24 protein-coding genes are annotated in these 23,482 nt (G+C 33.9%); 15 read left to right on the forward strand and 9 right to left on the reverse strand.

From position 1 onward, the window contains the following. Window positions 1-6 precede the first annotated feature (6 nt). The 11 genes from EG358_RS01965 (at window position 7) to EG358_RS02015 (ending at window position 10,808) form a co-directional block, all read left to right on the forward strand. Complete coding sequence (locus tag EG358_RS01965) at window positions 7-441, forward strand: META domain-containing protein (protein ID WP_076561211.1); 435 nt, start codon at window positions 7-9, stop codon at window positions 439-441. Window positions 442-658: 217 nt separating this feature from the next. Then, entirely contained in the window at window positions 659-1,891 is a 1,233-nt protein-coding gene (gene hflX, locus EG358_RS01970) for a GTPase HflX (RefSeq protein ID WP_076561212.1), read from the forward strand. Continuing rightward, the gene (locus EG358_RS01975) at window positions 1,891-2,526 is read left to right on the forward strand and encodes a DUF4919 domain-containing protein (protein WP_076561213.1); all 636 of its coding nucleotides are present in this window, start codon (window positions 1,891-1,893) and stop codon (window positions 2,524-2,526) included. The genes hflX and EG358_RS01975 overlap by 1 nt, the downstream gene beginning before the upstream one ends. A 10-nt stretch (window positions 2,527-2,536) precedes the next feature. Beyond that, on the forward strand, window positions 2,537-3,823 hold the full coding sequence (locus tag EG358_RS01980) for a cation:proton antiporter (protein WP_076561214.1): 1,287 nt from the start codon (window positions 2,537-2,539) through the stop codon (window positions 3,821-3,823). 48 nt (window positions 3,824-3,871) lie between these two features. Further along, window positions 3,872-4,510: a DUF4919 domain-containing protein gene (locus tag EG358_RS01985; RefSeq protein WP_159436379.1), complete on the forward strand. Its 639-nt coding sequence runs from the start codon at window positions 3,872-3,874 to the stop codon at window positions 4,508-4,510. Continuing rightward, the gene (locus tag EG358_RS01990) at window positions 4,500-5,222 is read left to right on the forward strand and encodes a DNA alkylation repair protein (RefSeq protein ID WP_076561216.1); all 723 of its coding nucleotides are present in this window, start codon (window positions 4,500-4,502) and stop codon (window positions 5,220-5,222) included. The genes EG358_RS01985 and EG358_RS01990 overlap by 11 nt, the downstream gene beginning before the upstream one ends. Window positions 5,223-5,241: 19 nt before the next feature. Beyond that, window positions 5,242-5,910: a hypothetical protein gene (locus tag EG358_RS01995; RefSeq protein ID WP_076561217.1), complete on the forward strand. Its 669-nt coding sequence runs from the start codon at window positions 5,242-5,244 to the stop codon at window positions 5,908-5,910. 12 nt (window positions 5,911-5,922) lie between these two features. After that, window positions 5,923-8,010 (forward strand): hypothetical protein, encoded by a 2,088-nt coding sequence (locus EG358_RS02000; RefSeq protein ID WP_076561218.1) that lies wholly within the window; start codon window positions 5,923-5,925, stop codon window positions 8,008-8,010. 90 nt (window positions 8,011-8,100) lie between these two features. Next, complete coding sequence (locus tag EG358_RS02005; RefSeq protein ID WP_076561219.1) at window positions 8,101-9,327, forward strand: hypothetical protein; 1,227 nt, start codon at window positions 8,101-8,103, stop codon at window positions 9,325-9,327. Between the two features lie 6 nt (window positions 9,328-9,333). Continuing rightward, on the forward strand, window positions 9,334-9,672 hold the full coding sequence (locus EG358_RS02010) for a DUF6122 family protein (RefSeq protein WP_076561220.1): 339 nt from the start codon (window positions 9,334-9,336) through the stop codon (window positions 9,670-9,672). A 65-nt stretch (window positions 9,673-9,737) separates the two neighbouring features. After that, on the forward strand, window positions 9,738-10,808 hold the full coding sequence (locus EG358_RS02015; RefSeq protein WP_076561221.1) for a calcium:proton antiporter: 1,071 nt from the start codon (window positions 9,738-9,740) through the stop codon (window positions 10,806-10,808). 34 nt (window positions 10,809-10,842) lie between these two features. Here the strand turns inward: EG358_RS02015 and EG358_RS02020 are convergent, their stop codons facing one another. Further along, a complete protein-coding gene (locus EG358_RS02020) occupies window positions 10,843-11,223 on the reverse strand; it encodes a group III truncated hemoglobin (protein WP_076561222.1) in 381 nt (126 codons plus the stop codon). A 134-nt stretch (window positions 11,224-11,357) separates the two neighbouring features. Between EG358_RS02020 and EG358_RS02025 the strand changes: the two genes are divergently transcribed. After that, a complete protein-coding gene (locus EG358_RS02025) occupies window positions 11,358-12,329 on the forward strand; it encodes an ion channel (RefSeq protein ID WP_076561223.1) in 972 nt (323 codons plus the stop codon). Further along, the gene (locus EG358_RS02030) at window positions 12,329-12,817 is read left to right on the forward strand and encodes a YkgJ family cysteine cluster protein (RefSeq protein ID WP_076561224.1); all 489 of its coding nucleotides are present in this window, start codon (window positions 12,329-12,331) and stop codon (window positions 12,815-12,817) included. Before EG358_RS02025 ends, EG358_RS02030 begins: the two co-directional genes overlap by 1 nt. A 168-nt stretch (window positions 12,818-12,985) precedes the next feature. Here the strand turns inward: EG358_RS02030 and EG358_RS02035 are convergent, their stop codons facing one another. The 4 genes from EG358_RS02035 to EG358_RS02050 form a co-directional block, all read right to left on the reverse strand. Next, window positions 12,986-13,354: an iron chaperone gene (locus EG358_RS02035; protein WP_076561335.1), complete on the reverse strand. Its 369-nt coding sequence runs from the start codon at window positions 13,352-13,354 to the stop codon at window positions 12,986-12,988. A 133-nt stretch (window positions 13,355-13,487) separates the two neighbouring features. Further along, window positions 13,488-14,846 (reverse strand): NADP-specific glutamate dehydrogenase, encoded by a 1,359-nt coding sequence (gene gdhA / locus EG358_RS02040; protein ID WP_076561225.1) that lies wholly within the window; start codon window positions 14,844-14,846, stop codon window positions 13,488-13,490. Between the two features lie 191 nt (window positions 14,847-15,037). Then, on the reverse strand, window positions 15,038-16,147 hold the full coding sequence (locus EG358_RS02045) for a DNA-processing protein DprA (protein ID WP_076561226.1): 1,110 nt from the start codon (window positions 16,145-16,147) through the stop codon (window positions 15,038-15,040). A 35-nt stretch (window positions 16,148-16,182) separates the two neighbouring features. Beyond that, window positions 16,183-16,950: a rhomboid family intramembrane serine protease gene (locus EG358_RS02050; RefSeq protein ID WP_076561227.1), complete on the reverse strand. Its 768-nt coding sequence runs from the start codon at window positions 16,948-16,950 to the stop codon at window positions 16,183-16,185. A gap of 203 nt (window positions 16,951-17,153) precedes the next feature. Here EG358_RS02050 and EG358_RS02055 point away from each other — a divergent pair, with 203 nt between their 5' ends. Then, window positions 17,154-18,086, forward strand: coding sequence for a DUF3078 domain-containing protein (locus EG358_RS02055; RefSeq protein ID WP_076561228.1), 933 nt, complete (start codon window positions 17,154-17,156; stop codon window positions 18,084-18,086). A 111-nt stretch (window positions 18,087-18,197) separates the two neighbouring features. Further along, the gene (locus EG358_RS02060; RefSeq protein WP_076561229.1) at window positions 18,198-19,118 is read left to right on the forward strand and encodes a DUF3078 domain-containing protein; all 921 of its coding nucleotides are present in this window, start codon (window positions 18,198-18,200) and stop codon (window positions 19,116-19,118) included. Window positions 19,119-19,187: 69 nt separating this feature from the next. Here the strand turns inward: EG358_RS02060 and sufD are convergent, their stop codons facing one another. The 4 genes from sufD to sufB form a co-directional block, all read right to left on the reverse strand. Further along, window positions 19,188-20,495 (reverse strand): Fe-S cluster assembly protein SufD, encoded by a 1,308-nt coding sequence (sufD, locus tag EG358_RS02065; protein ID WP_076561230.1) that lies wholly within the window; start codon window positions 20,493-20,495, stop codon window positions 19,188-19,190. A 103-nt stretch (window positions 20,496-20,598) separates the two neighbouring features. Beyond that, the gene (gene sufC, locus EG358_RS02070) at window positions 20,599-21,342 is read right to left on the reverse strand and encodes a Fe-S cluster assembly ATPase SufC (RefSeq protein ID WP_076561231.1); all 744 of its coding nucleotides are present in this window, start codon (window positions 21,340-21,342) and stop codon (window positions 20,599-20,601) included. Window positions 21,343-21,461: 119 nt separating this feature from the next. Continuing rightward, window positions 21,462-21,848, reverse strand: a complete 387-nt coding sequence (locus EG358_RS02075; protein WP_076561232.1) for a GxxExxY protein — start codon at window positions 21,846-21,848, stop codon at window positions 21,462-21,464. A gap of 136 nt (window positions 21,849-21,984) precedes the next feature. Further along, window positions 21,985-23,433, reverse strand: a complete 1,449-nt coding sequence (gene sufB / locus EG358_RS02080; RefSeq protein WP_076561233.1) for a Fe-S cluster assembly protein SufB — start codon at window positions 23,431-23,433, stop codon at window positions 21,985-21,987. Window positions 23,434-23,482: the final 49 nt, after the last annotated feature.

Here is a 23,482-nt window from a genome sequence, read left to right on the forward strand (position 1 = left end):
AGTGATATGAAAAACATTTTATCATTTCTTTCCGCCTTTTTTATTTTAAATTTAGCTGTAAGCTGCTCTACGGCAAAGTTGAATAATCAGCACTACCAAAGAGAATGGATGTTGGTTTCGTTTGATGGCTTCACAAAAGAAGAGCTTGTAAAAAATAAAGCAGAGATCAACCTTACTGCGCCAGCAACAGACGGTAAAATCCGAGGAACAGCGATGATGGGCTGCAACAGAATGTTTTTTACTTCAAAATTTAAATCTAAAAACAAAGTGGAGTTTTCCGGGTTAGGAAGCACCTTAATGGCTTGTCAGGAAATGAATCTGGAAACAGAATTCACAAAAGTTTTTGAAAAAATGACTCGTTATGAAATCAATGGCCATTTTCTTACGCTTTATGATGACAAAGGAACTCAAATGCAATTTATCGCTGCAGATTGGGATTAATTTTCTCTGCTACAAATTAATAATAACTAAATATAAACCTGAATAATCTTATTTTTCAAGATTCAGAATAATATTTATCATAGAAAAGAGAATAAATAACTATTATATAAACAGATACTGTAACTATTTGAGAAAAATCACCTGTTTTTAGACAGTGTAGTTGCATTTATTGATTAAAAATATTATCTTGTAAATCTTATAAATTATACAGAATTTAATGCTAGAAAAGAAACAACATAGTTACGAAAAGGCAGTTTTGGTGGGCGTTGTTACCCAAAATCAAGATGCTGATAAGTTGCAGGAATATATGGACGAGCTGGAGTTTTTAGCTCATACGGCGGGCGCTACAATAGACAGGCGCTTTACTCAGAATTTAACTCAGCCAGATCCCAAAACCTTTGTAGGAAGTGGAAAAGCACAGGAAATAAAAGAATATGTAAAGGAAAATGAGATCGGAACCATAATTTTTGATGATGAATTGTCTCCCTCTCAACTTAAAAATCTTGAAAAAGAAATTGAAGTAAAAATTCTTGACAGAACCAATCTTATTCTCGATATTTTCGCACAAAGAGCACAAACTTCTTATGCAAGAACTCAGGTTGAATTGGCGCAATACCAATATTTGCTGCCGAGATTGAGCAAAATGTGGTCTCACTTAGATAAGCAAAAAGGGGGAATCGGAATGCGTGGTCCCGGTGAAACAGAGATTGAAACCGACAGAAGGATCATCCGCGACAGAATATCTTTATTGAAAGACAAGCTGAAAATTATCGACAAACAAATGGCAACCCAACGTAATAACCGCGGGAAAGTAGTTCGTGCTGCTTTGGTAGGGTATACCAACGTAGGAAAGTCAACTTTGATGAATGCTATTTCTAAGTCTGATGTGTTTGCCGAAAATAAACTTTTTGCAACTTTAGATACAACCGTAAGAAAAGTAGTAATCGGAAATTTACCTTTTCTTTTGACGGATACCGTAGGTTTCATCAGAAAATTGCCGACTCAATTGGTAGAATCATTTAAGTCTACTTTGGATGAGGTGCGTGAAGCCGATTTATTGATTCACGTTGTTGATATTTCTCACGAAAGCTTCGAAGATCATATAGAATCTGTGAATCAGATTTTAATGGAAATCAATGCACATCAGAAACCAATGATTATGATTTTCAATAAAATTGATGATTTCAGTTACGAGAAAAAAGACGAGGACGATCTTACGCCAAGTTCAAGCAAAAACGTTTCTCTTGAAGAATGGAAGAGAACCTGGATGGCAAAATCTAAGCACCCTGCAGTTTTCATTTCTGCTCTTACGAAAGAAAATTTCCCTGAGATGAAAAGACTGGTTTATGATGAGGTGATGAAAATTCATATTTCAAGATTCCCATACAATGATTTCCTCTTCGAATATTTCGATAACGACGAAGACGAAGCTTCAGAAAAAGAAGATTAATGAATTGCAGAATTTTATTCTTTTTACTTATTCTTCCGTTTTTTGGCTTTGGTCAAAAGACAAAACTCGATTTGAAAAATATCGAGAAAAACCTCAGCAATCCCAAATCTGCGTACAATTACGACAGACTTATCTTTAAATTCAGAGGACTTCCAAAATCTATCGACAGTACAGAAGCGCAGCATTTGTACTACGGAAGAAATTTCAGGAAAGATCTGGTTTCCCAAGCAGGAGACGATTTCAAAGAATTAGCAGAGGCTTTCAAAAGCAACAATTTTATAGAATGCATCAGGCTTGGTAAAATACTTTATTCAAAAGATCCTACCAACCTTGATGTTATTCTTATTTTACTGCGTTCCTATGATCAGACAAAAGATATAGGAAACTTCGCTCATCACATTTCCCAATTAAGGCTCCTTACGGATGCTATCAAAGATTCCGGGGACGGAAAATCAGAAAAAACAGCATTTAAAGTAAACAGCGTGGGAGATGAGTATATCTTTCTCAATGTAATGAATGTGGGACAAGACTATACAAGAGCTTCTAAAACTTTGAAAGATGGTATCGTCGACGTTTGGGAAAAAGGCGAGAACAAAATTTATATCAAAGTACTTTATTTAGACTTAATTTTTTAAAACAATTTTATTGGAATTATATTATTCATTTTCAGCGCTTATTGTATTAGCATCCATTTTTGCATATATCAACTACAGATTTTTAAAACTTCCGAGCACCATCGGGATTATGGTCATTGCCATCGTGGTATCTATCATTTTGGTTTTATTTGGTGAAAGTTTTCTTCCTAAAACGTTCGGTCATCTCAATGATTTGATGAACAGTATAGACTTTACAGAAGTTCTGATGGGAGCAATGCTTAATTTTCTTCTCTTTGCAGGAGGAATTCATATTAATATTAATGATTTAAAAGAACAGTTCCGGCCGGTTCTTATATTTTCAACAGCTGGAGTAATCATTTCAACCTTTATTGTAGGATTCGGAATGTTTTATCTGTTGCCGTTGGTGGGGCTGAAAATTCCTTTTATTTACTGTTTAGTATTTGGAGCATTGATTTCGCCAACCGATCCGGTTGCGGTTTTAAGTGTTTTAAAACAGGCTAATGTTTCAAAGTCATTAGAAACAAAAATTGCCGGAGAATCGTTGTTCAATGACGGTATGGCGGTTGTAGTTTTTACAGTGGTTTTACAGTTGGCTGTAGGAAAAGAAGTTGATTTAGGTGTTGAAAATATCACAATTTTATTAATGAAAGAAGCCGGTGGCGGATTGCTTCTGGGTGTTCTTTTAGGTTGGGTTACTTCCAGATTGATGCGAGAAATTGATGATTATATTATCTCTGTATTGGTAACGCTTGCGGTCGTGATGGGAGGTTATCTTGTTGCAAGACAAATGCATGTTTCCGGTCCGTTGACGATGGTTGCAGCAGGATTGTTTATGGGTAATTTTAATGTTAAATTTAAAATGAAATCTATCACACAGGATTATCTGATCAAGTTTTGGGAACTGATCGATGAAATTCTGAATGCCGTTTTATTCCTTTTTATCGGTTTTGAATTATTGATGATTAAAGATCTAAATCATTATGTAGTTCCGGGATTATTGGCAATTGCTGTGGTTTTGATTGCAAGGTTTATTTCGATTTGGGGACCTACAAAATTTATGTCCTTCCGAACAAGATTTAGTCCGCAGACGATAAAAGTTTTATTTTGGGGTGGAATTCGCGGCGGTGTTTCCATCGCTTTGGCCATGTCTATTCCGAAAAATGAATATAGCAATGCCATTTTAAGTATTACTTATTGTGTAGTTGTGTTTTCGATTATAGTTCAGGGACTTACGATTGCAAAAGTTGCCAATCCAAAACAGATTGAAAAAGAAGCACAGGAGCAGGAAAGTATTGCTTTAGAAGACGGTCATTAATTTATTGTAAATCAATAGAATTATCAAATGAAAAAAATGTTTTTCTTAATGTCATTATTCTTTTTTGGATTTTACTTTTCACAAGTGAATATTGAACAGATAAAAAATGATGTGACAAGTGATCCTAAAAAATTTTATTATGATAATTTAGAGATTTTTAAAACTGATCCCAAATCTTTGAACCAAGAACAGTTGAACTATATTTATTATGGAAATAATTATGTTGATTATGGTTATAAAAGAAGTGAATTTATGAATGATCTGGGTGAAGTTACCAAGTTTTCAAACAGAAAAATTTCATTTAAAAAAGCAACTGAGGTTTTAGAAAAAGCAAAAATTCTTTATCAGAAAAATACTTTAAATAAAGAACTTTTATTGGATCTTCAAAAATTATATTATACAGTAAAAGAACAAGATAAGGGAGATTTTCATTTCAGTCAATATCAACTTTTGTACGAAACAATACAAAATAGCGGAACTGGGAAATTAGATATTTCGCCGCTTGTTGTCACTACCTTTTCAGATCAAATGCTTGCTTTAGAAAATTCTAATGTTTTCGCCCGTGGAATAACATTTAAATCTACAGTTTTACCTGATGGTTCATGGTTAAATATTTATAAAAACGGACAAGATTTATTTTTTGTAAGAACAACTCATCATAAAGATCTTTATAAAGATGACAAATAATATTCTTAAAGAAATCAAAGAATCATTAGCTGTTTTGTCCATTCCGGAAAAAGCAGCTTTTTTTCCTAAGTTTTTCAAAACAGGGAAAGGAGAATATGGTGAAGGTGATTTGTTTTTGGGTGTGAAGGTGCCTGATCAAAGATTGGTTGCGAAGGAATATTATTCAAAAATCAATCTGAAAGAATTGAGTGAATTGATTGCTTCTCCTTATCACGAACATCGGTTGACGGCTTTACTAATGTTGATTTATAAGTTTGAAAAAACAAAAGAAATCAATGTAAAAGAAGAAATTATCGAATTTTATTTGAATCATCTTCAGTACATCAACAATTGGGATCTGGTTGACACAAGTTGTTATAAAATTTTGGGACGCTATGCTTTCGAAAATCAAAAAGAAAGTCTTTTAAGGACGCTTTCTCATTCTGACCAAATGTGGCACAAAAGAATTGCTGTGGTTGGGACTATGTTTTACATTAAAAAAGGATCGTTTGAATTAACAAAAGAGTTTGTGACCCAAAACCTGTTTCATCCACACGATTTGATGCATAAAGCAAACGGTTGGTTGCTCAGAGAAATGGGAAACAAAAATGAAGCAGAATTGATCGCTTATCTTAACCAATATTACAAACAGATGCCAAGAACATGCCTTAGATATGCCATTGAAAAGTTAGATGAACAGCTAAGACAAGATTATCTGAAAGGTCGAATTTAAAATATATTTAACTCAAATCATGAAACATTTTTTAAAACATTTTTTGCTATTGCTTCCGCTGCTATTCTTAGTGAGCTGTTTTGATATTTTGGATAAAGTCAATGTCAAAGCAGACGGAAGCGGAGAATATTCCCTCATTCTGAATGCCAGTAAAAGCAAAACACGATTGGCATCCATCTCAAAAATGGAAACCATAAACGGTAAAAAAGTTCCGAAAAGAGGTGAAATCGAGGCTAAAATTAATGAAGCTGCAAGGATTTTTAAAAGCGTTCCGGGAATTTCAAACGTTAAAACGTCCATGGATTTTGATAATTACATCGTCAAACTAAGCTGTAATTTCAAAAAAATTGAAAACATCAACGCTGGATTAGATCAATTGAAAGCCAAGAATATTTTAGGTAAAATGGTTCCTACACAAATTTACAGCCATAATTCTGCTAAGAAAATTTTCACAAGAAATAAGATCAATACTTTCAAAAGTGATTATGACAAACTGAGTGCGGCAGATAAAGAAGTTTTTAATAATGCTAAATATACTTCGGTTCTGCAGTTTGAAAACACAGTGAAATCTCAATCTAATAGCGCTTATCAACTTTCACCAAACAAAAAAGCGATGAAGCTTGAAGGAAATATTTTAGATTTTATCCTTCAGAAAAAACAGATTCAAAACAATATTATTCTACAATAACCAAATTAAAAAATGAAATCTCTACTTTTAAAAACACAAACCATTTTCTTTATTCTTTTTAGTTTTGTGCTCACTTTTGCGCAAAACAGAATGAAAGATCCACAAAATGCGGTTTTTTACATGGAAGTGAATGGAAAACAGCTTAACAAAAAAGTTAACTGGGAAAAATTCAACCCATTTTTACAGGAAATTACCAAAGATAAAGGCAAGAACAAAAAAGCTTCATGGAACGATTACTCCAAAACAGGGATAAAATACGATGCAACGCAGTATCATTATGCAACGATGAATGATTCTGTGAAATCTTACAACACCCATTTTACTTTAGAAAGTCCGGAAAAATTTCAGGAATTTATCAATTCGGTAAAGAAAAAAGGACAGGAGGTAACCAGAAAAAACAATTATTCATACGTTGATATTGATGATGATATTTTCGTAGCCTGGAGTGGAAACCGTGCCGTTTTAAGTGTAATTAGCTACCAAAAGCCTTACAAAAAAGGAGACTGGATGGACGATATTGATGCTGTTGACAGCACGGTCGCAGTTGTAGATAGTGCAGTGATTGCTATTGACAGTGCAGCTTCAGCAATTGATGAGGAAGAAGTGAAACCTTTCGATTATAAAGAAGAAATTGGATATCTGAAAGACGATATTAAATATTTAAAAGAAAGCATTAAAGATAATAACGCTGAAATTCTAAAGCTTCAGAAAGACATCAAGTATCTTGAAAAGCATCACAAGTATCCAGAAGAAAAGAAAGTTTCGGAAATAACTGAAGCAGTAAAAGATTCTACTTACAAACCAAATGCAGAAGTTTTGCCACCGCCGATTTCGCAGGATGATTATTATGAAGAGGCGCCGTATGAAGTAGATTCAAGCTATCAAAAAGAAATGGATTCGCTCAATATTGAGAAATTCAAAATCGTTAAAAAGTTTGCGGAAGATCGTTTTGATCAGTATTTCAGTTCAAATGCAGAGTTTTCGGTGACCAAAGATATGTTGAGCTTCAGAGACCCAAATTCTGACGTTTTCATCTATGCAGATTACGGGAGGATTATCAATGAAGGAATTTACAACAACATGCCTTCAACGTATAATTTTGCCGGAATTTTAGGTAAACTATATAACTCAAATACATCTTATAATCTGTATTTTGATAAAGATAAAGTAAGACTTGTTAATAATTATCAACATAAAGATCCGGAAACACAAAAGAATATTTCGGAAGTCTATAAAGGGAAGAAGAACAAAAAACTAGCAGCCTTAATTAATGATAAAAGCGTCGGTTATTATGTGATGAATGTGAATGGTTCTAAATATTTTGATATGATGTACGGCTTGCTGAAAAATACAGGAGAGTCTGAATATCAGAAAGAAATGGAACTGATGATGGAAACCATGAAAATCGTTTTGGATGAAGAAGCGATCGCAAAAATTGCTCCCGGAAACGGAATTTTTGTTCTGAATGAATTAAAATCTAAAAACGTAGAATACACCGATTACGATTACGACGAAAATTATAACGAAAAAGAAGTAAAGAAAACCAAAGATGTGATGGTTCCTGACTTTACTTTTGCATTCGCTACAGAAAATGAAAACTATTGGAAACGAGTTTTCAATGTATTGACTTCCAATAAAGCTTTTGCTAAAAACTTCTCTAAAAATGGTGAGTTTTATACTTTTAAAGACGAGAAAAATAAAAACGGTTATGTTGATCAGTTATTTTTCACCGTAAAAGAAGGAATTGTTTATGTGACGACTTCTAAAGATAACATCAACACGAATAGTAAAACTGACGTTTCTAAGCAGTGGATGAAAGATTCTTCGAAATATCCTTTGTCGGGACGATTGAATATTCAGAAGCTTTTGGTTGGTTTAGACAAAGAATTTAAAAGTAAATCTGAAAGAAAAACGCTTGATTTGTTAAGAAAAAATGTGGGTGAAGTTTATTTTAAAACCGAAGTGAAAGGCGGCAGTATTCAGACTGAAATGAATTATGATATTAAAAATTCTTCAGAAAACAGTCTGATGTATTTCTTTGATTTGTTTGATGAGATATATAAGATTTCAGAATCTGAAAAGCCTTCAAATACGTTGTAACTGATAGTAATAGAAACGGGCTTTAGCCCGTTTTCTTAATTTTTAATGTAAATTGGTTGTAGCCAAAATAGATCATTTTATAAGAAATTCATGAAGAAAAAATATATTTTTCTTATCGTAATAGTTCTGCTTTCGATCGGAGTTTATTTTCTGTTTTTCCATAAAGATAAAAGCTTAAATTATATTCCTGACAATGCAGATATTGTTGTTTTAGTTGATATCAAAAAGGCGAAGAGACAATATATTTCCAGCTTTATAGCGCATCCTTCAAAGTGGTTTGAAGAAAAAAATGGAGCGAAAAATAAAATTTCAGTTACAGATTCCGGATTGGAAATTCCAGATTTTCTGCAGATTTTCCATTTGAGCAATACCAAAATTTCTGAATGGTACACTGTTTTAGAAATCAATGATAAAGAAAAACTTTCAGCATTTTTAAAAGATCGAAAATTTATAAATGATGAAAAAGGTATATTTAAAAACAACCAGCTTTTCGTAAAAATTAATGGTGAAAAATGTATTGTCGGAACTTCCGATTTAAATTTTAACAACATCGGAAAACCGTTTTCTGAAAAATTCAGGAATAATGTTTTGAATGCAGATTCTTTTATGGGTGATGGTTTAGGAAGTATTTCTTTTATTTCAGAATTACGGACTCAAAACTTTTCAGTCGATTTACAAGATGATGAGATTGAAATAAAAAATGAACATAATTCTGCCAATTTCGAATCATTGATTTCAGATTTATATAAGAAAACTCAATTTCTGGATGCTGAATTAGATTCAGAAAATATCAAGAAAATAGGTTCTGTTTTTAAAGAAAATATGACAGATTCGACATCGGTTAATCATTTGCAAATGAGCGCTAATTTTATACAAGTGAATGATACGATTGTCAGTTACGAATATGATGATAACTTTAATGAAATTGAGAAAATCAGTTATCAGAAAATTGTTCAGCCGGATTTTGAAATCGTGCTTCAAACTTCCAATCCGGAAAAAGCCTGGACGTATTTTCAAAATAAAAAATGGATCAATGCAAAAAATCAGTTTACAGCAATTCCTTTTCAGCCCAATTTAATGAGTGTAAATAAAAACCATATTTCTATAAAATCTACCCGAAAATCAGTAAAAATAAACGAGACTAAAAATCAAAATTATATTTTCATCAAAAATAATCCTTTATTATTATCTTCATTTAAAACTCTAAATAATCAGTTTTTTAAAGATATCGAATATCTCTTTTACGGAAATAAAAACCAGGACTACACGGTGAAAATTAAATTCAAAAAAGAAAAACTTCCATTAATTCTAAGATAAAAATCTATGTGTCCTCCAGAAATTGCTTTATTAAAAACATTTGTGCATTACTTTCTGCATTTGGCTTTTCCGGCGCTTATTGCTTTTGTTTTTTATCGTGATCAATGGAAAAAAGTGTATCTGATTCTGCTTGCAACAATGCTGGTTGACCTTGATCATCTGTTTGCTGATCCCATTTTTGATCCCAACAGAATGAGCGTGGGTTTTCATATTTTACATTCATATTATGCTATTGCGGTGTATTTTTTGCTGCTCTTTTTTAAAGGAAATTTAAGGATAATCGGCATCGGTTTGCTCTTTCATATGTTGACTGACTTTCAGGATTTTGAGTGGTGGTGTCATTAAAATATTATTAATATTTTCTTTTAAGATTGCGAATTCGATAGATTTTTTGTATTTTAGGATCACTTATGAAGCCAAAAGAATTTTTACATTATACTTACATTTTCCCTGTTCTTGCTGTGATTTACTATTTCGCAGGATTTATGGGACAAGGGATTATTTCTGATATTATTGCAGGAATTTTATTGACCGGCAGTGTTTTATCTGCTGTACATCACGCAGAAGTAGTCGCTCATAAAGTCGGAGAACCGTACGGAACCATTATTTTGGCACTCTGTATTACGATTATCGAGGTCGCACTTATTGTTTCTTTGATGGTTGCAGGTGGTGCAGAGGCTATTACTTTAGCAAGAGATACCGTATTTGCGGCCGTTATGATTATCCTTAACGGAATTATCGGTATTTGTGTCCTGGTGGGCGGTGTCAAATATTTTGAACAGTTTTTTGCCAGAACTTCTGCGACAACATATCTCGTAAGTATCGTTTCTATTTTGGTGATTACTTTGATTCTTCCCAATTTTACTTCAAGTGTAAATGGGCCTTACTATAATAATGCACAGTTAATCTTTGTTTCAATTGCTTGTCTTGTCATCTACGGCGTATTTTTAATGGTACAAACCGTAAGACACAGAAGCTATTTTGTGCCGGCCGATGGCAATGCAGAAGAACATTTTATACCGAATAAAACACAGACAATTGTCAGCTTTTTCTTATTGGTTGTTTGTTTGATCGTTGTTGTTTTAATGGCAAAGGGACTTTCTAAAACCATCGAAGACGTGGTACAAAGCATGGGAGCGCCGAAATCTTTGGTCGGAGTTATTATTGCAGGCGTTGTACTTCTTCCGGAAGGGCTGGCGGCTATTCGTGCGGCGAGAAATAACCAGTTTCAGTCGAGTTTAAACTTGGCTTTAGGATCTGCATTAGCAAGTATTGGATTGAGTATTCCTGCGATTTCTGCAGTAAGTATTATGTATGATATTCCTTTGGTGTTGGGTCTTGATAAAAAGGATATTATTCTTCTTACTTTGTCGGTGTTTATCGTCATGCTATCCTTAAGCAGAGGAAAAACCAATATATTGTACGGAACCGTTCTCTTAGTCAATTTGGCAGCGTACATTTTCACGGTAATTGTGCCTTAATTTGTAATTCGAAAAAGAAAATTCGTAGCTCAAACTAAAGTTTTCTGGCCATTTCCATTTTATAAGCCATTAAATTGGCTATATTTTCAGACTTTGTGATTGCCATAGAAGCATTTTGACCTGTGAAATTTTCCTCAATCGTCTGTTTCCACAATGCAAGCCATTTTTCAAAATGCTTTTTCTCCATCGCTTCCATTTGGTTGATAGGGAAATGCACCGCCATGGGATTTCCTTTATAGCTCATCTGTCCAAAAAGAATACTTTCCCAGAACGAATACATTTTTGGCAAATGCTTATCCCAATCTACTTTTATAACGTCTTTAAAGAAGAAACCAATCGTCTCATCCTTTACCACTTTGTTGTAAAATGAATTCACCAATAATTCTATATCTTCTCTTGATTCTAACTTTTTCATTGCAATGAATTTTCCTTATCAAATTTAGTTTAATTCTAAATCCTAAAGAAGACAATCTAATTGATAAGTTTCATGAAAACAATATTTTATCTTTGCTAAATTAAATTTAAGACCGCGCAAATGAATTTCTAAATATGGCAAAAGGTTTCAGGAAAAAAATTCGTCAGGAAAACACTGAAAACAGTGGCTTCGGAAGTCTTGCTTCGGGAAGATTCATCAATAAAGACGGGCTTCCGAATGTGAGAAGAAGAGGCATCAATGTCTTCAACAGGCTGAGTTGGTATCATACGATGCTTAATTTGTCGTCGTTTCGGTTTATTACGTATCTGGTAGTGATGTATATTCTTATCAATTTGGTTTTTGCATTTATTTATTACCTGATCGGTGTAGAGCATCTTACAGGAATCGATAAAAGTAACCCTTTAGACGAGTTTATTGATGTGTTTTTCTTCAGTTCGCAAACCTTTACGACGGTTGGCTATGGAAGAATTGCTCCTGTTGGTTTTATGGCGAGTTTAGTTGCCACCTTTGAGGCATTTTTAGGATTGCTTACCTTTGCCATTGCAACAGGATTATTTTACGGTAGATTTTCGAGACCCAGAGCTTATCTCAGATTTTCAGATATTGCTGTAATTGCTCCTTTTCAGGATGTTACAGCGTTGATGTTCAGGCTGGCTCCTTATAAGAATAATGCTTTGACAGATGCGGATGTTACACTTTCGACAGCGATTGAGATCAATGAAGAAGGAAAGGTGAAAAGTAATTTTTACCGATTGGAAACCCAATTAAGTAAAATAAACACGTTGGCTTTGAACTGGACAATAGTTCATAAAATTGATGAGAATTCTCCATTTTTCGGGTTTGCTGCAGATGATTTTAAAAATACGAATATTGAAATAATAGTTCATGTAAGAGCGTTTGATGAAGTGTTTTCAAACACTGTTGTTCAGAGGTCGTCGTATGTTTCTCGTGAAATTATTTACGGGGCAAAATTTATTTCAATGTATTATCCTGATAAAGAGAAAGATTCAACAGTGTTGGATCTTGACAAAATTAATGAATATCAGAAAGTTGAGCTTAAGACTTCTGATGCGCAAAGATCATAATGAATTTAGAATTATACAAAACACAGGCTTTACAAAAGCAGAAAGAGCATAAAAAATTCTTGGAAGGTTTAAAAAAGAAACCTCCTAAAAATCTTGATTATATTGTGCAGGGAACTCACGACGAGGTTTTTGAAAAGGTAGACTGCCTTCAATGTGCCAATTGTTGTAAAACCACCGGGCCGCTTTATACCGAAAAAGATATCGAACGCATTTCAAAACATCTGAAAATGAAACAAGCTGATTTTGAAGCTAAATTTCTTCGTGTAGATGAAGATAACGATAAAGTTCTACAAAATCTTCCGTGTTTTTTTCTGAATCAGGACAATACTTGTTCGATCTATGAAGTTCGGCCGAAAGCATGTAGAGAATATCCCCATACAGACCGAAAAAAGATTTATCAGATTAATAATTTAATGATCAAAAACACAGTGATTTGTCCGGCTGCATTTGAGTTTGTGGAAGGTATGATGAAAAATGTAAATAAATAAATTGAATCTTAAAAGCTTTTAAAGTCTTATAAAATTGAGTTAAAATTAAGAACGAATATAATTTTATTTAAATCACTCCGTTTCAGAATTAAACCAATCTCCCAATTGGTTTTACAGCAGAAGTAGTTTTTTTATATAAGTAAAAATGGAATCCTGAGACGTAACGTTTCAGGATTTTTTCTGATCAATTTCCACCATTCTGAATTCAATCATTGTTTTAATTAAATCTAACGGCAAATCTTCTTTTATAGGAAACTGAACCGCTCCTTTCGAAAACTTATATTTCCTTTCTTCGAAGTCATTTTCAAAATGTTTAATGGCTTCAGGAAGAGGATAAAAACCGATATGATTTTTATACGCGGCAAAATAGATTAACGGTTTCTCTTTGTAGCTGAATGCAGGCATTTGATAGCCGATATATTCATCAAGATCATAGTGCAGAGAATGTATAAATTCTCGCAGGTTTTCAAGTTTTTGCTGAGTCTCTTCAGGGAAAAGAAGAAAATATTCTTCAAAATTTTTAAATGTGTTTTTCATCAGATAAAAATAAAAAAAAGCATTGAACTGGACATTCAATGCTTTCACTTTCACTATTACTTTTTTCCCATTTATAAATCCCGGGACAGGCTGTAAGAAAAAAGGTCGGGAAAACTTCCCAACCTTTATATTTTTATACTACTCCCTGAGCAAGCATTGCTTCAGCTACTTTTACGAATCCGGCGATGTTAGCACCTTTCACGTAGTTTACATAGCCGTCTTCCTCTTTTCCGTAGTCTCTGCAAGCTTTATGGATTCCGATCATGATCTCTTTCAGTCTTGCGTCAACTTCTTCTGAAGTCCAGTTTAGTCTGATTGAGTTTTGAGTCATCTCCAAACCTGAAGTGGCAACACCACCTGCGTTAGAAGCTTTTCCTGGAGAGAACAATACTTTGTTTTCAAGGAAATAGTTGATGGCATCTAATGTTGAAGGCATATTGGCAGCTTCAGTTACACAAAGGCAACCATTTTCTACCAATAATTTAGCATCTTCAAGATCCAGTTCGTTCTGAGTTGCAGAAGGGATGGCAACATCGCACTTCACTTCCCAAGGACGCTTTCCTGCATAGAAAACTGCAGAAGGATATTTTTTGGCATAATCTTCGGCTCTGTTGTTACCAGAAGCTCTAAGCTCTAATAAATAATCAATTTTTTCTCCTTCAATACCGTCTTTATCATAAATATAACCGTCCGGACCTGAAAGTGTAACCACCTTACCGCCTAGCTCGTTTACTTTTTTGATAACCCCCCAAGCTACGTTTCCGAAACCTGAAACAGTTACTGTTTTATCTTTAAAAGTCTGTCCGATAGTTTTCAACATCTGCTCAGCGAAATACACAACACCGTAACCTGTTGCTTCAGGACGGATTAATGAACCTCCGTAAGCAAGACCTTTTCCGGTAAGAACACCGGTGAATTCGTTTCTTACTTTCTTGTATTGACCGAATAAATATCCGATTTCTCTTGCTCCAACACCGATGTCTCCTGCGGGAACGTCTGTTTCAGGACCGATATGTTTGCACAATTCTGTCATGAAAGCCTGGCAAAAACGCATTACTTCCATATCAGTTTTTCCTTGCGGATCAAAATCTGAACCTCCTTTACCACCTCCCATTGGAAGAGTCGTTAAAGAGTTTTTGAATACCTGCTCGAATGCTAAGAATTTAAGTACAGAAAGGTTTACGGTAGGATGGAAACGGATTCCTCCTTTGTAAGGTCCAATTGCAGAGTTCATTTGAATTCTGAAACCTCTGTTTACCTGAATCTCACCTTTGTCATCAACCCATGGAACTCTGAAAATAATAATTCTTTCCGCTTCAGCCATTCTCTCAAGAAGCTTCATTCCGGTATATTCTTTTCTGGTCAAGATAAACGGAATTACAGTGACAGCAACTTCTTTTACTGCCTGTAAAAATTCCGGTTCGTTAGGATTTTTTGCCTCAATTTTAGCAATAAATTCCTGAACTTTCTGGTCAATATTATATTGTTCCATATTAGGTAAGGTTGAATATTATGTCAACAAATTTAATTTTTTTTTCAAGATTCACAATAGCATATTTAATATTTGCTGAAAATTCAATAATAATGAATCAAAATATTATTAAATTAATAATTTTAAAGCAAATTTTATTAAAAATTAAATGTTATATATGAAATAATGAAATATTAAGAAATCGTTAATTCTTATAATGCTATAAATTGTCTCCCGGAAAATGATTTTACTTTTCCCAAAAGCTCTAATTCTAAAATTACAGGTAATAATTTGTGTGAAGACACCGATATTTTCTCTGCCAAATCGTCTAAAGTAATGTGCGGATTTTCTATAATTTGTTTATATATTAATTCTTGATTTTCAGATAATTGAACTGTTATTTTACTATGAGGGAAAAGTTCTTCAATTTTTTCTTTAGGATCATTCAGTCCGAGGAGATCAAGTAGGTCTTTTATGGTCGAAATGGCAGTCGCTTTGTTCTGAAAAATAAGTTGATTACATCCTTGGCTGTATTTATCGGTAATCTTTCCGGGAAGGGCAAAAACATCTCTGTTATAAGTATTTGCGAATGTTGCAGTACTGACGGAACCGCCGCCAAATGCTGTTTCTACAACAATGGTTGCAGGAGAAATGCCGGCAATAATTCTATTTCTTTGGATGAAATTTTCGCGGTCCGGTTTTCTTGATGAATTAAATTCGGTAAGCAATCCTCCATTTTCCTCAAGAATCTTTTCTGAAAGCTTTTTATTGGCAGAAGGATATAAGGTATGAAAACCATGGGCTAGAATTCCAATGGTGGGAATTTGATGTTTTAAAGATTGCTCGTGAATTTCTTTATCGACGCCCAAAGCGAGACCACTTACAGAAATATACGGATGTGGTTTTGATGCTTCAAAGAAATCTTCAATAAATTTTTTCCCGTAAGATGTTATATTTCTTGTTCCGACTAAGCTTATAGTTTTGTGCTTTGTTTCAAAATTTCCTTTCTGATAGAGTATTGCTGGAGCATCGTCACATTCATTCAATAAAAAATGAAGATCATTTTGATGGCGTAAATTGATTTTTATAGAATTCTTTTCGCAAAACAAAAGTTCTTCTTCAGCAAATTTGAGATGCTCAGGATTTCCAATGTCGGAAATGATTTTTGTACCAATTCCATCCGTCTTGCTGAGTTCTTTTTTAGAAGTTTTCCAAACATTTTCTGCTGATCCAAAACGGCGTACAAGCTTAGAAAAATTAATATCACCAATAAAATTACACTCCCGCAGAGCGATAGAATAAAGATGTTCTTCAGAATACATTTGTGTTATTTTATTCAAATGTAGCAAATTAGGATTTATTTTCTCCTTAATTCTTCTAAATAATCCCAAACATCTTCATTTTTTTTATAAGGTAATTCCAGGAAATCGTCAGGATGGTTTTCTTTATATTCCTGCCAAAGTTTATCGTCTTTTTCGCTGTAATAATTGGGGAATTCCCAGATGTACTTCTTTTTCTTTTCCCCGGACTTTTTAAATATAAATGCCATTGCGCTTCCCATTAATGCACCTGATAAATGCGCCTGCCAGGAGATTTTACTGGGCTCATTCAGGTTATAAAACAGTTCTTCGGGAAACATTCCCCAGATTAAACTTCCATAATATAAAACAACCAAAAGGGAAATGGTCAAAAGCTTCATGTTCCATTTAAAAACTCCACTGAAAAAAAGGAAAAATGCCAAAACATACACAATACCGCTCGCTCCGATGGTGCATGTATAATTATACTCGCCTGTCATAATATCAATCGGTGGCAACATCCAAAGCAGAAGACCGGTACTGATCCAGCCGATTACGAAAACTTTTGTGGCTACTTCAGAGTAAAACTGGTACAATAAAAACATGAGTATTGCGATGGGTATTGAGTTTCCTATAATATGATCTATGCTGCCATGTAATAGAGGTGATGTTATAATTCCCAATAGACCTTCCGGTAAAAGCGGAATAATTGCCCCAAAACAGCTCGAGAAAAACCCCATTGTCTGTAAAAGATACCCAAACCACATTGCAGCGAGCATAAGTAGGGGAGCAGTGAATGCTTTCTTGTGAATTATATTTTTAATCATATTGGTAAGGTGTCAAATCAAAAGCCAATTATAAATTTCGGAAATTTTGGCGATGATTTGGGATATGGTAAATGATTTAAGACAAAAAGTATCGATTTTAAAACTAAATCCTTAAAAGTTTCCAGTTTTAAGGAGTTTTTTTTCAAAAAGTCCCTGATAATTATTTTACTTATTTTTGTGATCACTAAAAATTTTTTGCATTTATGAGAAAGATTATTATGTTACTTTTTATTTACCTGAGTGCACATTCTTACGCACAAGTTATTATCAGTGATTCTGCAGCTGTAGACACCATAAAAAAGCCCAGACATTGGTCTGTGATCGCAAAAAATAGTGTGATGTTTAATCAGGCTGCTTTTTCAAACTGGGTGGGCGGTGGTGCCAATAATGTAGGCTGGCTTGCCAGTGCAAATTATAATCTTACTTATGAGAAAGACCGAAATCTCTGGGAAAATATAATCATCCTCAATTACGGTCAGAATACAACCAAAGGTATCGGAACAAGAAAAACGCAGGATGTACTGAATGTTTCTACGAATTACGGGAGACAGTTTTCTAAGAGCTGGTATATTTCGAGTGGTGCCAGTTTGCTTTCTCAGTTTTCCGGAGGTTTTGAAGATGGAAATAATCCGCAGGCAAAAAAGATTTCAAATTTTATGGCTCCGGGATATGTGAATGCCGGTCTTGGTATTACCTACAGACCCAATGAAAATCTTACGGTTACATTGAGACCTGTCAACGGCAGATTTACTTTTGTTCTTGATAAGGAATTACAACTGGCAGGAAATTACGGCTTAAAAAGCGATGGCGATTTCTTCTTAATGCAGATGGGTTTTTTAGGATCTGCAATTTATAAAGTAAAACTTATGGAAAATATTGAAATGACCAATACAGCTTCTATATTCTCTAATTATCTCGATAAACCCGATCACATGGTTTTGTCGTATAACATGCTTTTAAATATGAAAATCAACAGGTTTGTTTCTTCTATTGTTACTTTAGATTTGATGTACGATCATAATCAGATTCAGAAAACACAGCTTAAACAAACTTTAGGGATTGGTTTTGCATATAACATCGATAATGGTGTAAAGCGTTCTAATCGTAAAGACAGTCAATGGTGGCTTAAGAAATAAAACGTTTTAGCTATAAAAACAACAAAAGCACTTCACATGAGGTGCTTTTGTTGTTTTTAATTCATTCTGTTTTAATACATTTATGTTATAAAAATAAAAACACTTAGAATAATGAAAAAAAAATTTATACCTGTGTTCCTTTCTTTAGGAATTGGTCTCATTGCTCAGGAAAAAAATGGCAATACAGAATCTGATACCATTAAAGCATGGTCCATTCAAGGTAAAAATACAGTAATGCTCAATCAAGCAGCTTTCTCAAACTGGATTGGCGGTGGGGCAAATAATGTTGGCTGGCTTGCCGGAGCAAACTATAATATTACGTATGAAAAAGACAAAGACCTTTGGGAAAACATCATTATTTTAGGCTACGGACAAAACAATACAAAAGGAATCGGAACACGAAAAACTCAGGACGTAATTAATCTGTCAACTAATTATGGAAGAAAATTTGCCGAAAGCTGGTATCTATCAGGCGGTGTGAGCTTACAATCCCAGTTTGCAGCTGGCTATGAAGATGGCAATAATCCTGAAGCTGCGAAAATTTCAAATTTTATGGCCTCGGGATATGTAAATGCTGGTGTCGGGGTCACCTATCGTCCGAACGATAATTTTACAATGACTTTAAGACCTGCAAACGCAAGATTTACATTTGTTCTCGATAAAGAACTCCAATATGCAGGCAATTACGGATTAAAAAATGACAGCGACTCTGCCCTGTTTCAGTTCGGTTTCTTGGGAACAGCGATCTATAAATTAAAATTGATGGAAAATGTAGACCTGATGAATACAGCTTCTGTATTTTCAAATTATATAGATCATCCGGAAAGGCTCGTTTTGTCTTACGGAGCAATTCTGAATATGAAAATCAACAAATTTCTTTCTACCAATATTACGCTTGATGTTTTGTATGATCATAACCAAATTCAGAAAACGCAGCTGAAGCAGACTTTAGGAATTGGTTTTGCGTATAATATTGATAATGGTGTGAAAAGATCTGATAAAAAAGACAATCAGTCTTGGCTGAAGAAATAGATGATCATTATTATAATAACAAAAGCACTTCAATCGAAGTGCTTTCTGTTTGTATATTTCTAATGGAAATTAAAATTCCATTGTTACTTCAAGTTTTTCTGCTAAAAGCTGTTCTATTTTTACTTTCAATGGTTCAATGTCGATATTCTGCATTGCGTCATTAGCAAAAGCGTAAAGCAATAAAGCCTGTGCTTCTTTTTTAGAAATACCTCTTGCTCTTAAATAAAATAAAGCATCTTCATTCAGTTGACCAACTGTACAACCGTGAGAACATTTCACATCATCTGCAAAAATTTCCAACTGAGGTTTTGTGTCAATTGTAGCTCCTTCGCTCAAAAGAACGTTGTTGTTTTGCTGGTAAGCATTGGTTTTCTGTGCAATTTTATTTACAAATACTTTTCCGTTGAAAACCCCGTGAGATTTATCTTTAAAAATACCTTTGTAATTCTGATAGCTCTGACAGTTTGGAGTATTGTGGTGAACCGCCGTGTGGTGATCGACCAACTGATCTTTACCGATAATCGTAATTCCATTCATGAAAGAGTTGATGTTTTCTCCGTTATGAATAAAATCAAGATTATTTCTAATGATTTTTCCTCCAAAAGTAAATGTATTTACCGTTGTTAAGCTGTCTCTTTCCTGTTTTGCGAACGTATGATCTACCAAATAAGAAGTGTCGCTGTCATTCTGAATTTTGTGCCAGTCTGCTTTTGCATTCTGATACGTAAATATTTCAGTTACCGAGTTGGTAAAGACAAAACTGCTGTCAAAATTATGATGACTTTCGATAATTTCCACTTTTGCTCCTTCTTCTACAATCAGTAAGTTTCTGGTGTTGTAAAATGTGTTTTCTTCCTGGTTTTGAGAAAGATAAAAAATATGAATCGGTTTTTCGATGATCACATTCTTCGGAACTTTAAGGAAAAATCCGTATTTGCAATATGCCTGATTTAAGTTGGTAAAAGCTAAATCTTTTGCGGCAATTGTGTTAAAATATTTATCGAAAACTTCTTTGTGATTCTCATCATTCAAAGCGTAGTTGAAAGACAAAAATTCTGCATTTTCGATAGAAATGTTTGAAAGCTCTTTGTGAAGTTTGCCATTTACAAAAACAATCCAGTCAAAATTTTCTTCACCCAAATGAAGCTCATCGAGCTGCTCTTTGGTGATATTGTGACTTTCTTTCGGGAAAAAGTTGTAGTCTTTTTCCGTAATTTCTTTGAGATTGGTATATTTATATTCTTCGTCCTTCTTTGTAGGAAAACCCAATTCAGCAAATTTTGCTAAAGCTTCAATTCTGTTTTCGTCCAAAAAACGATGGCGAAGTGTATCGAGAAACTCAGTATGATTCGTTAAAATTTGTTCTTTTAAACTCATTATTTGAACGTTTATTTTGCCGTCTTACAGAAGTTTGATATTCTATGAAATGACAAATATTGCGTTTAATTTTTTTAAATAGTTAAATGATTTAATCTTTCAATTAATTCAAAAGCCAGTCATAGCCTTTTGCTTCTAATTCTAATGCTAAAGATTTGTCACCTGTTTTAATGATTTTTCCATTCGCTAAAACGTGTACATAATCTGGCTGAATATAATTAAGCAATCTTTGATAGTGCGTGATCAAAAGAACTGCATTTCCTTCATTTTTAAAAGTGTTTACACCGTCTGCAACGATTCTCAATGCATCGATATCTAATCCTGAATCGGTTTCATCCAGAATAGCCAATTTAGGATTCAGCATCATCATCTGGAAAATTTCGTTTCTTTTCTTTTCACCTCCCGAAAAACCTTCATTCAATGATCTTGAAAGGAAATCTTTTTTAATCCCTAATTTTTCAGATTTCTCACGAATCATTGCCAGCATTTCTTTTGCAGGCATATCTTCCAATCCGTTTGCTTTTCTGTTTTCATTCAAAGCAGCTTTGATAAAGTTGGTCACAGAAACTCCCGGAATTTCTACCGGATATTGAAATGAAAGGAAAATACCTTTGTGAGCTCTTTCTTCAGGAGCGTCTTCAATAATATCTTCACCCTGAAAAAGAATTTCACCCTCTGTCACTTCGTAATCTTCTTTTCCTGCAATTATAGAAGAAAGAGTAGATTTTCCGGCTCCGTTTGGTCCCATGATCGCATGAACTTCACCTGGTTTTATTTCAAGATTGATACCTTTTAATATCTGTGCGCCATCTTCAATTCTGGCGTGTAAGTTTTTAATGTTTAACATGTTGTTTTTATAATTTTATCGCAAGGTTAAACAAAGATTTATTTATCTTCTCTGTAATCATTTAAGATAAACAAAGGCGCTAACGCTTAGCGAGGAAATACTATTTTTAATTTTATTATTTATATTTCGTCAAGATTGTTTGCTATTCTTTTGATTCCGTTCTTAAAAAGTTGAGAGTTAAAATTCAAAAGCATGCTTAACTTAAAATTTCCTATTCTTAAATAATTTTTTAACTGTGATGCATGAAAATTATTTAAGCTTTCGACTGATTTAATTTCTAAAACAACTTTGTTCTCAATCAGCAAATCCATTTTAAAAGCTCTTTCCAATAACAATTCTTCATATTGAATATTCAAGAATTTTTGTCTTTCAACTACTAATCCTTCTTTCTGCAATTCATAAAATAAGCATTCTTCATATATGGTCTCAAATAAACCCACACCTAGTTTTCTATGAATTTTTAATCCACTTTCAAATACAATCTTTGAAATTTCATTTTCTGTCATTTGTTTGTTTTCGCAAATATACAAGTTGATACGTAATTTCAATTGTATTTCTTTCCTAAGCGTTAGCGGCTTAGTTTATCTTTAAAATAAGGGTTTGGATTTTAAAGATCTTTGTTTTACTTTGCGATAAACAAAATTAACCTACAGAACCTTCCAAAGAAATCTCTAATAATTTTTGAGCTTCAATAGCAAACTCCATTGGTAATTTATTTAAAACCTCTTTGCTGAAACCATTTACAATTAAAGCAATTGCTCTCTCGGTATCAATACCTCTTTGGTTACAGTAGAAAATCTGGTCTTCACCGATTTTTGAAGTCGTTGCTTCGTGCTCTAACTGTGCCGTAGGATCTTTGATTTCGATATAAGGGAAAGTATGTGCGCCACACTCGTTACCCATCAATAATGAGTCACATTGTGAGAAGTTTCTCGCTCCTTTTGCAGAAGGCATTACTTTTACCTGTCCTCTGTATGAGTTTTGAGATTTTCCTGCAGAAATTCCTTTAGAAATAATCGTTGATCTTGTATTCTTTCCGATGTGTATCATCTTTGTACCGGTATCGGCATACTGATGATTGTTGGTTACCGCGATAGAGTAGAACTCACCGATAGAACCGTCACCCTTTAAGATACAAGAAGGATATTTCCATGTTACAGCAGAACCGGTTTCCACTTGCGTCCAAGAAATTTTTGCTTTGGTTTCGCAAAGTCCTCTTTTAGTTACAAAATTGAAAACACCACCTTTTCCTTCTTCATTTCCCGGATACCAGTTTTGAACCGTTGAATATTTAATTTCAGCATTATCTAAAGCTATCAATTCTACAACTGCCGCGTGAAGCTGGTTTTCATCTCTTGATGGAGCTGTACAGCCTTCAAGATAAGATACATAACTTCCTTCATCAGCGATAACAAGCGTTCTTTCAAACTGACCTGTACCTGCTTGATTGATACGGAAATACGTTGATAATTCCATCGGGCATCTTACGCCTTTTGGAATATAGCAGAAACTTCCGTCAGAAAATACTGCGGAATTCAATGCTGCGTAAAAGTTATCTCCTCTCGGAACTACTTTTCCAAGATATTTTCTAACCAAATCAGGATGATTTTTAATTGCTTCGGAGATTGAGCAAAAGATAATTCCTTTTTCGGCTAATGTATCCTGGAATGTTGTTTTTACAGAAACAGAATCTATTACGATATCTACAGCAACCCCTGAAAGTCTTTTCTGCTCTTCGATATTGATTCCTAATTTTGCGAAAGTTGCCAATAATTCCGGATCTACTTCATCCAAGCTTTCCAATTCTGGCTTTGCTTTTGGCGCAGCATAATATTTTATCGCCTGGAAATCTGGTTTCTCATACTTGATATTTGCCCAAGTAGGTTCGGTCATTTTCAACCAAATTTTGAATGATTCCAAACGCCATTCTGTCATCCATTCCGGCTCTTCTTTTTTTGCAGAAATTGCGCGGACGATATCCTCATTTAAACCAATTGGGAAATCTTCGTAATCGATCTTGGTTTCCCAACCAAATTCATATTTTTTATTTTCAAGATCAACTCTTAAGTCGTCTTCAGTATATTTACTCATTTTAATAGATTTTAGAAATTAGATTTAAGATTTAGAGTATACTAAATCA

The sequence above is a fragment of the Chryseobacterium indoltheticum genome, from assembly GCF_003815915.1.
GTDB classification, from domain to species: Bacteria; Bacteroidota; Bacteroidia; order Flavobacteriales; family Weeksellaceae; genus Chryseobacterium; species Chryseobacterium indoltheticum.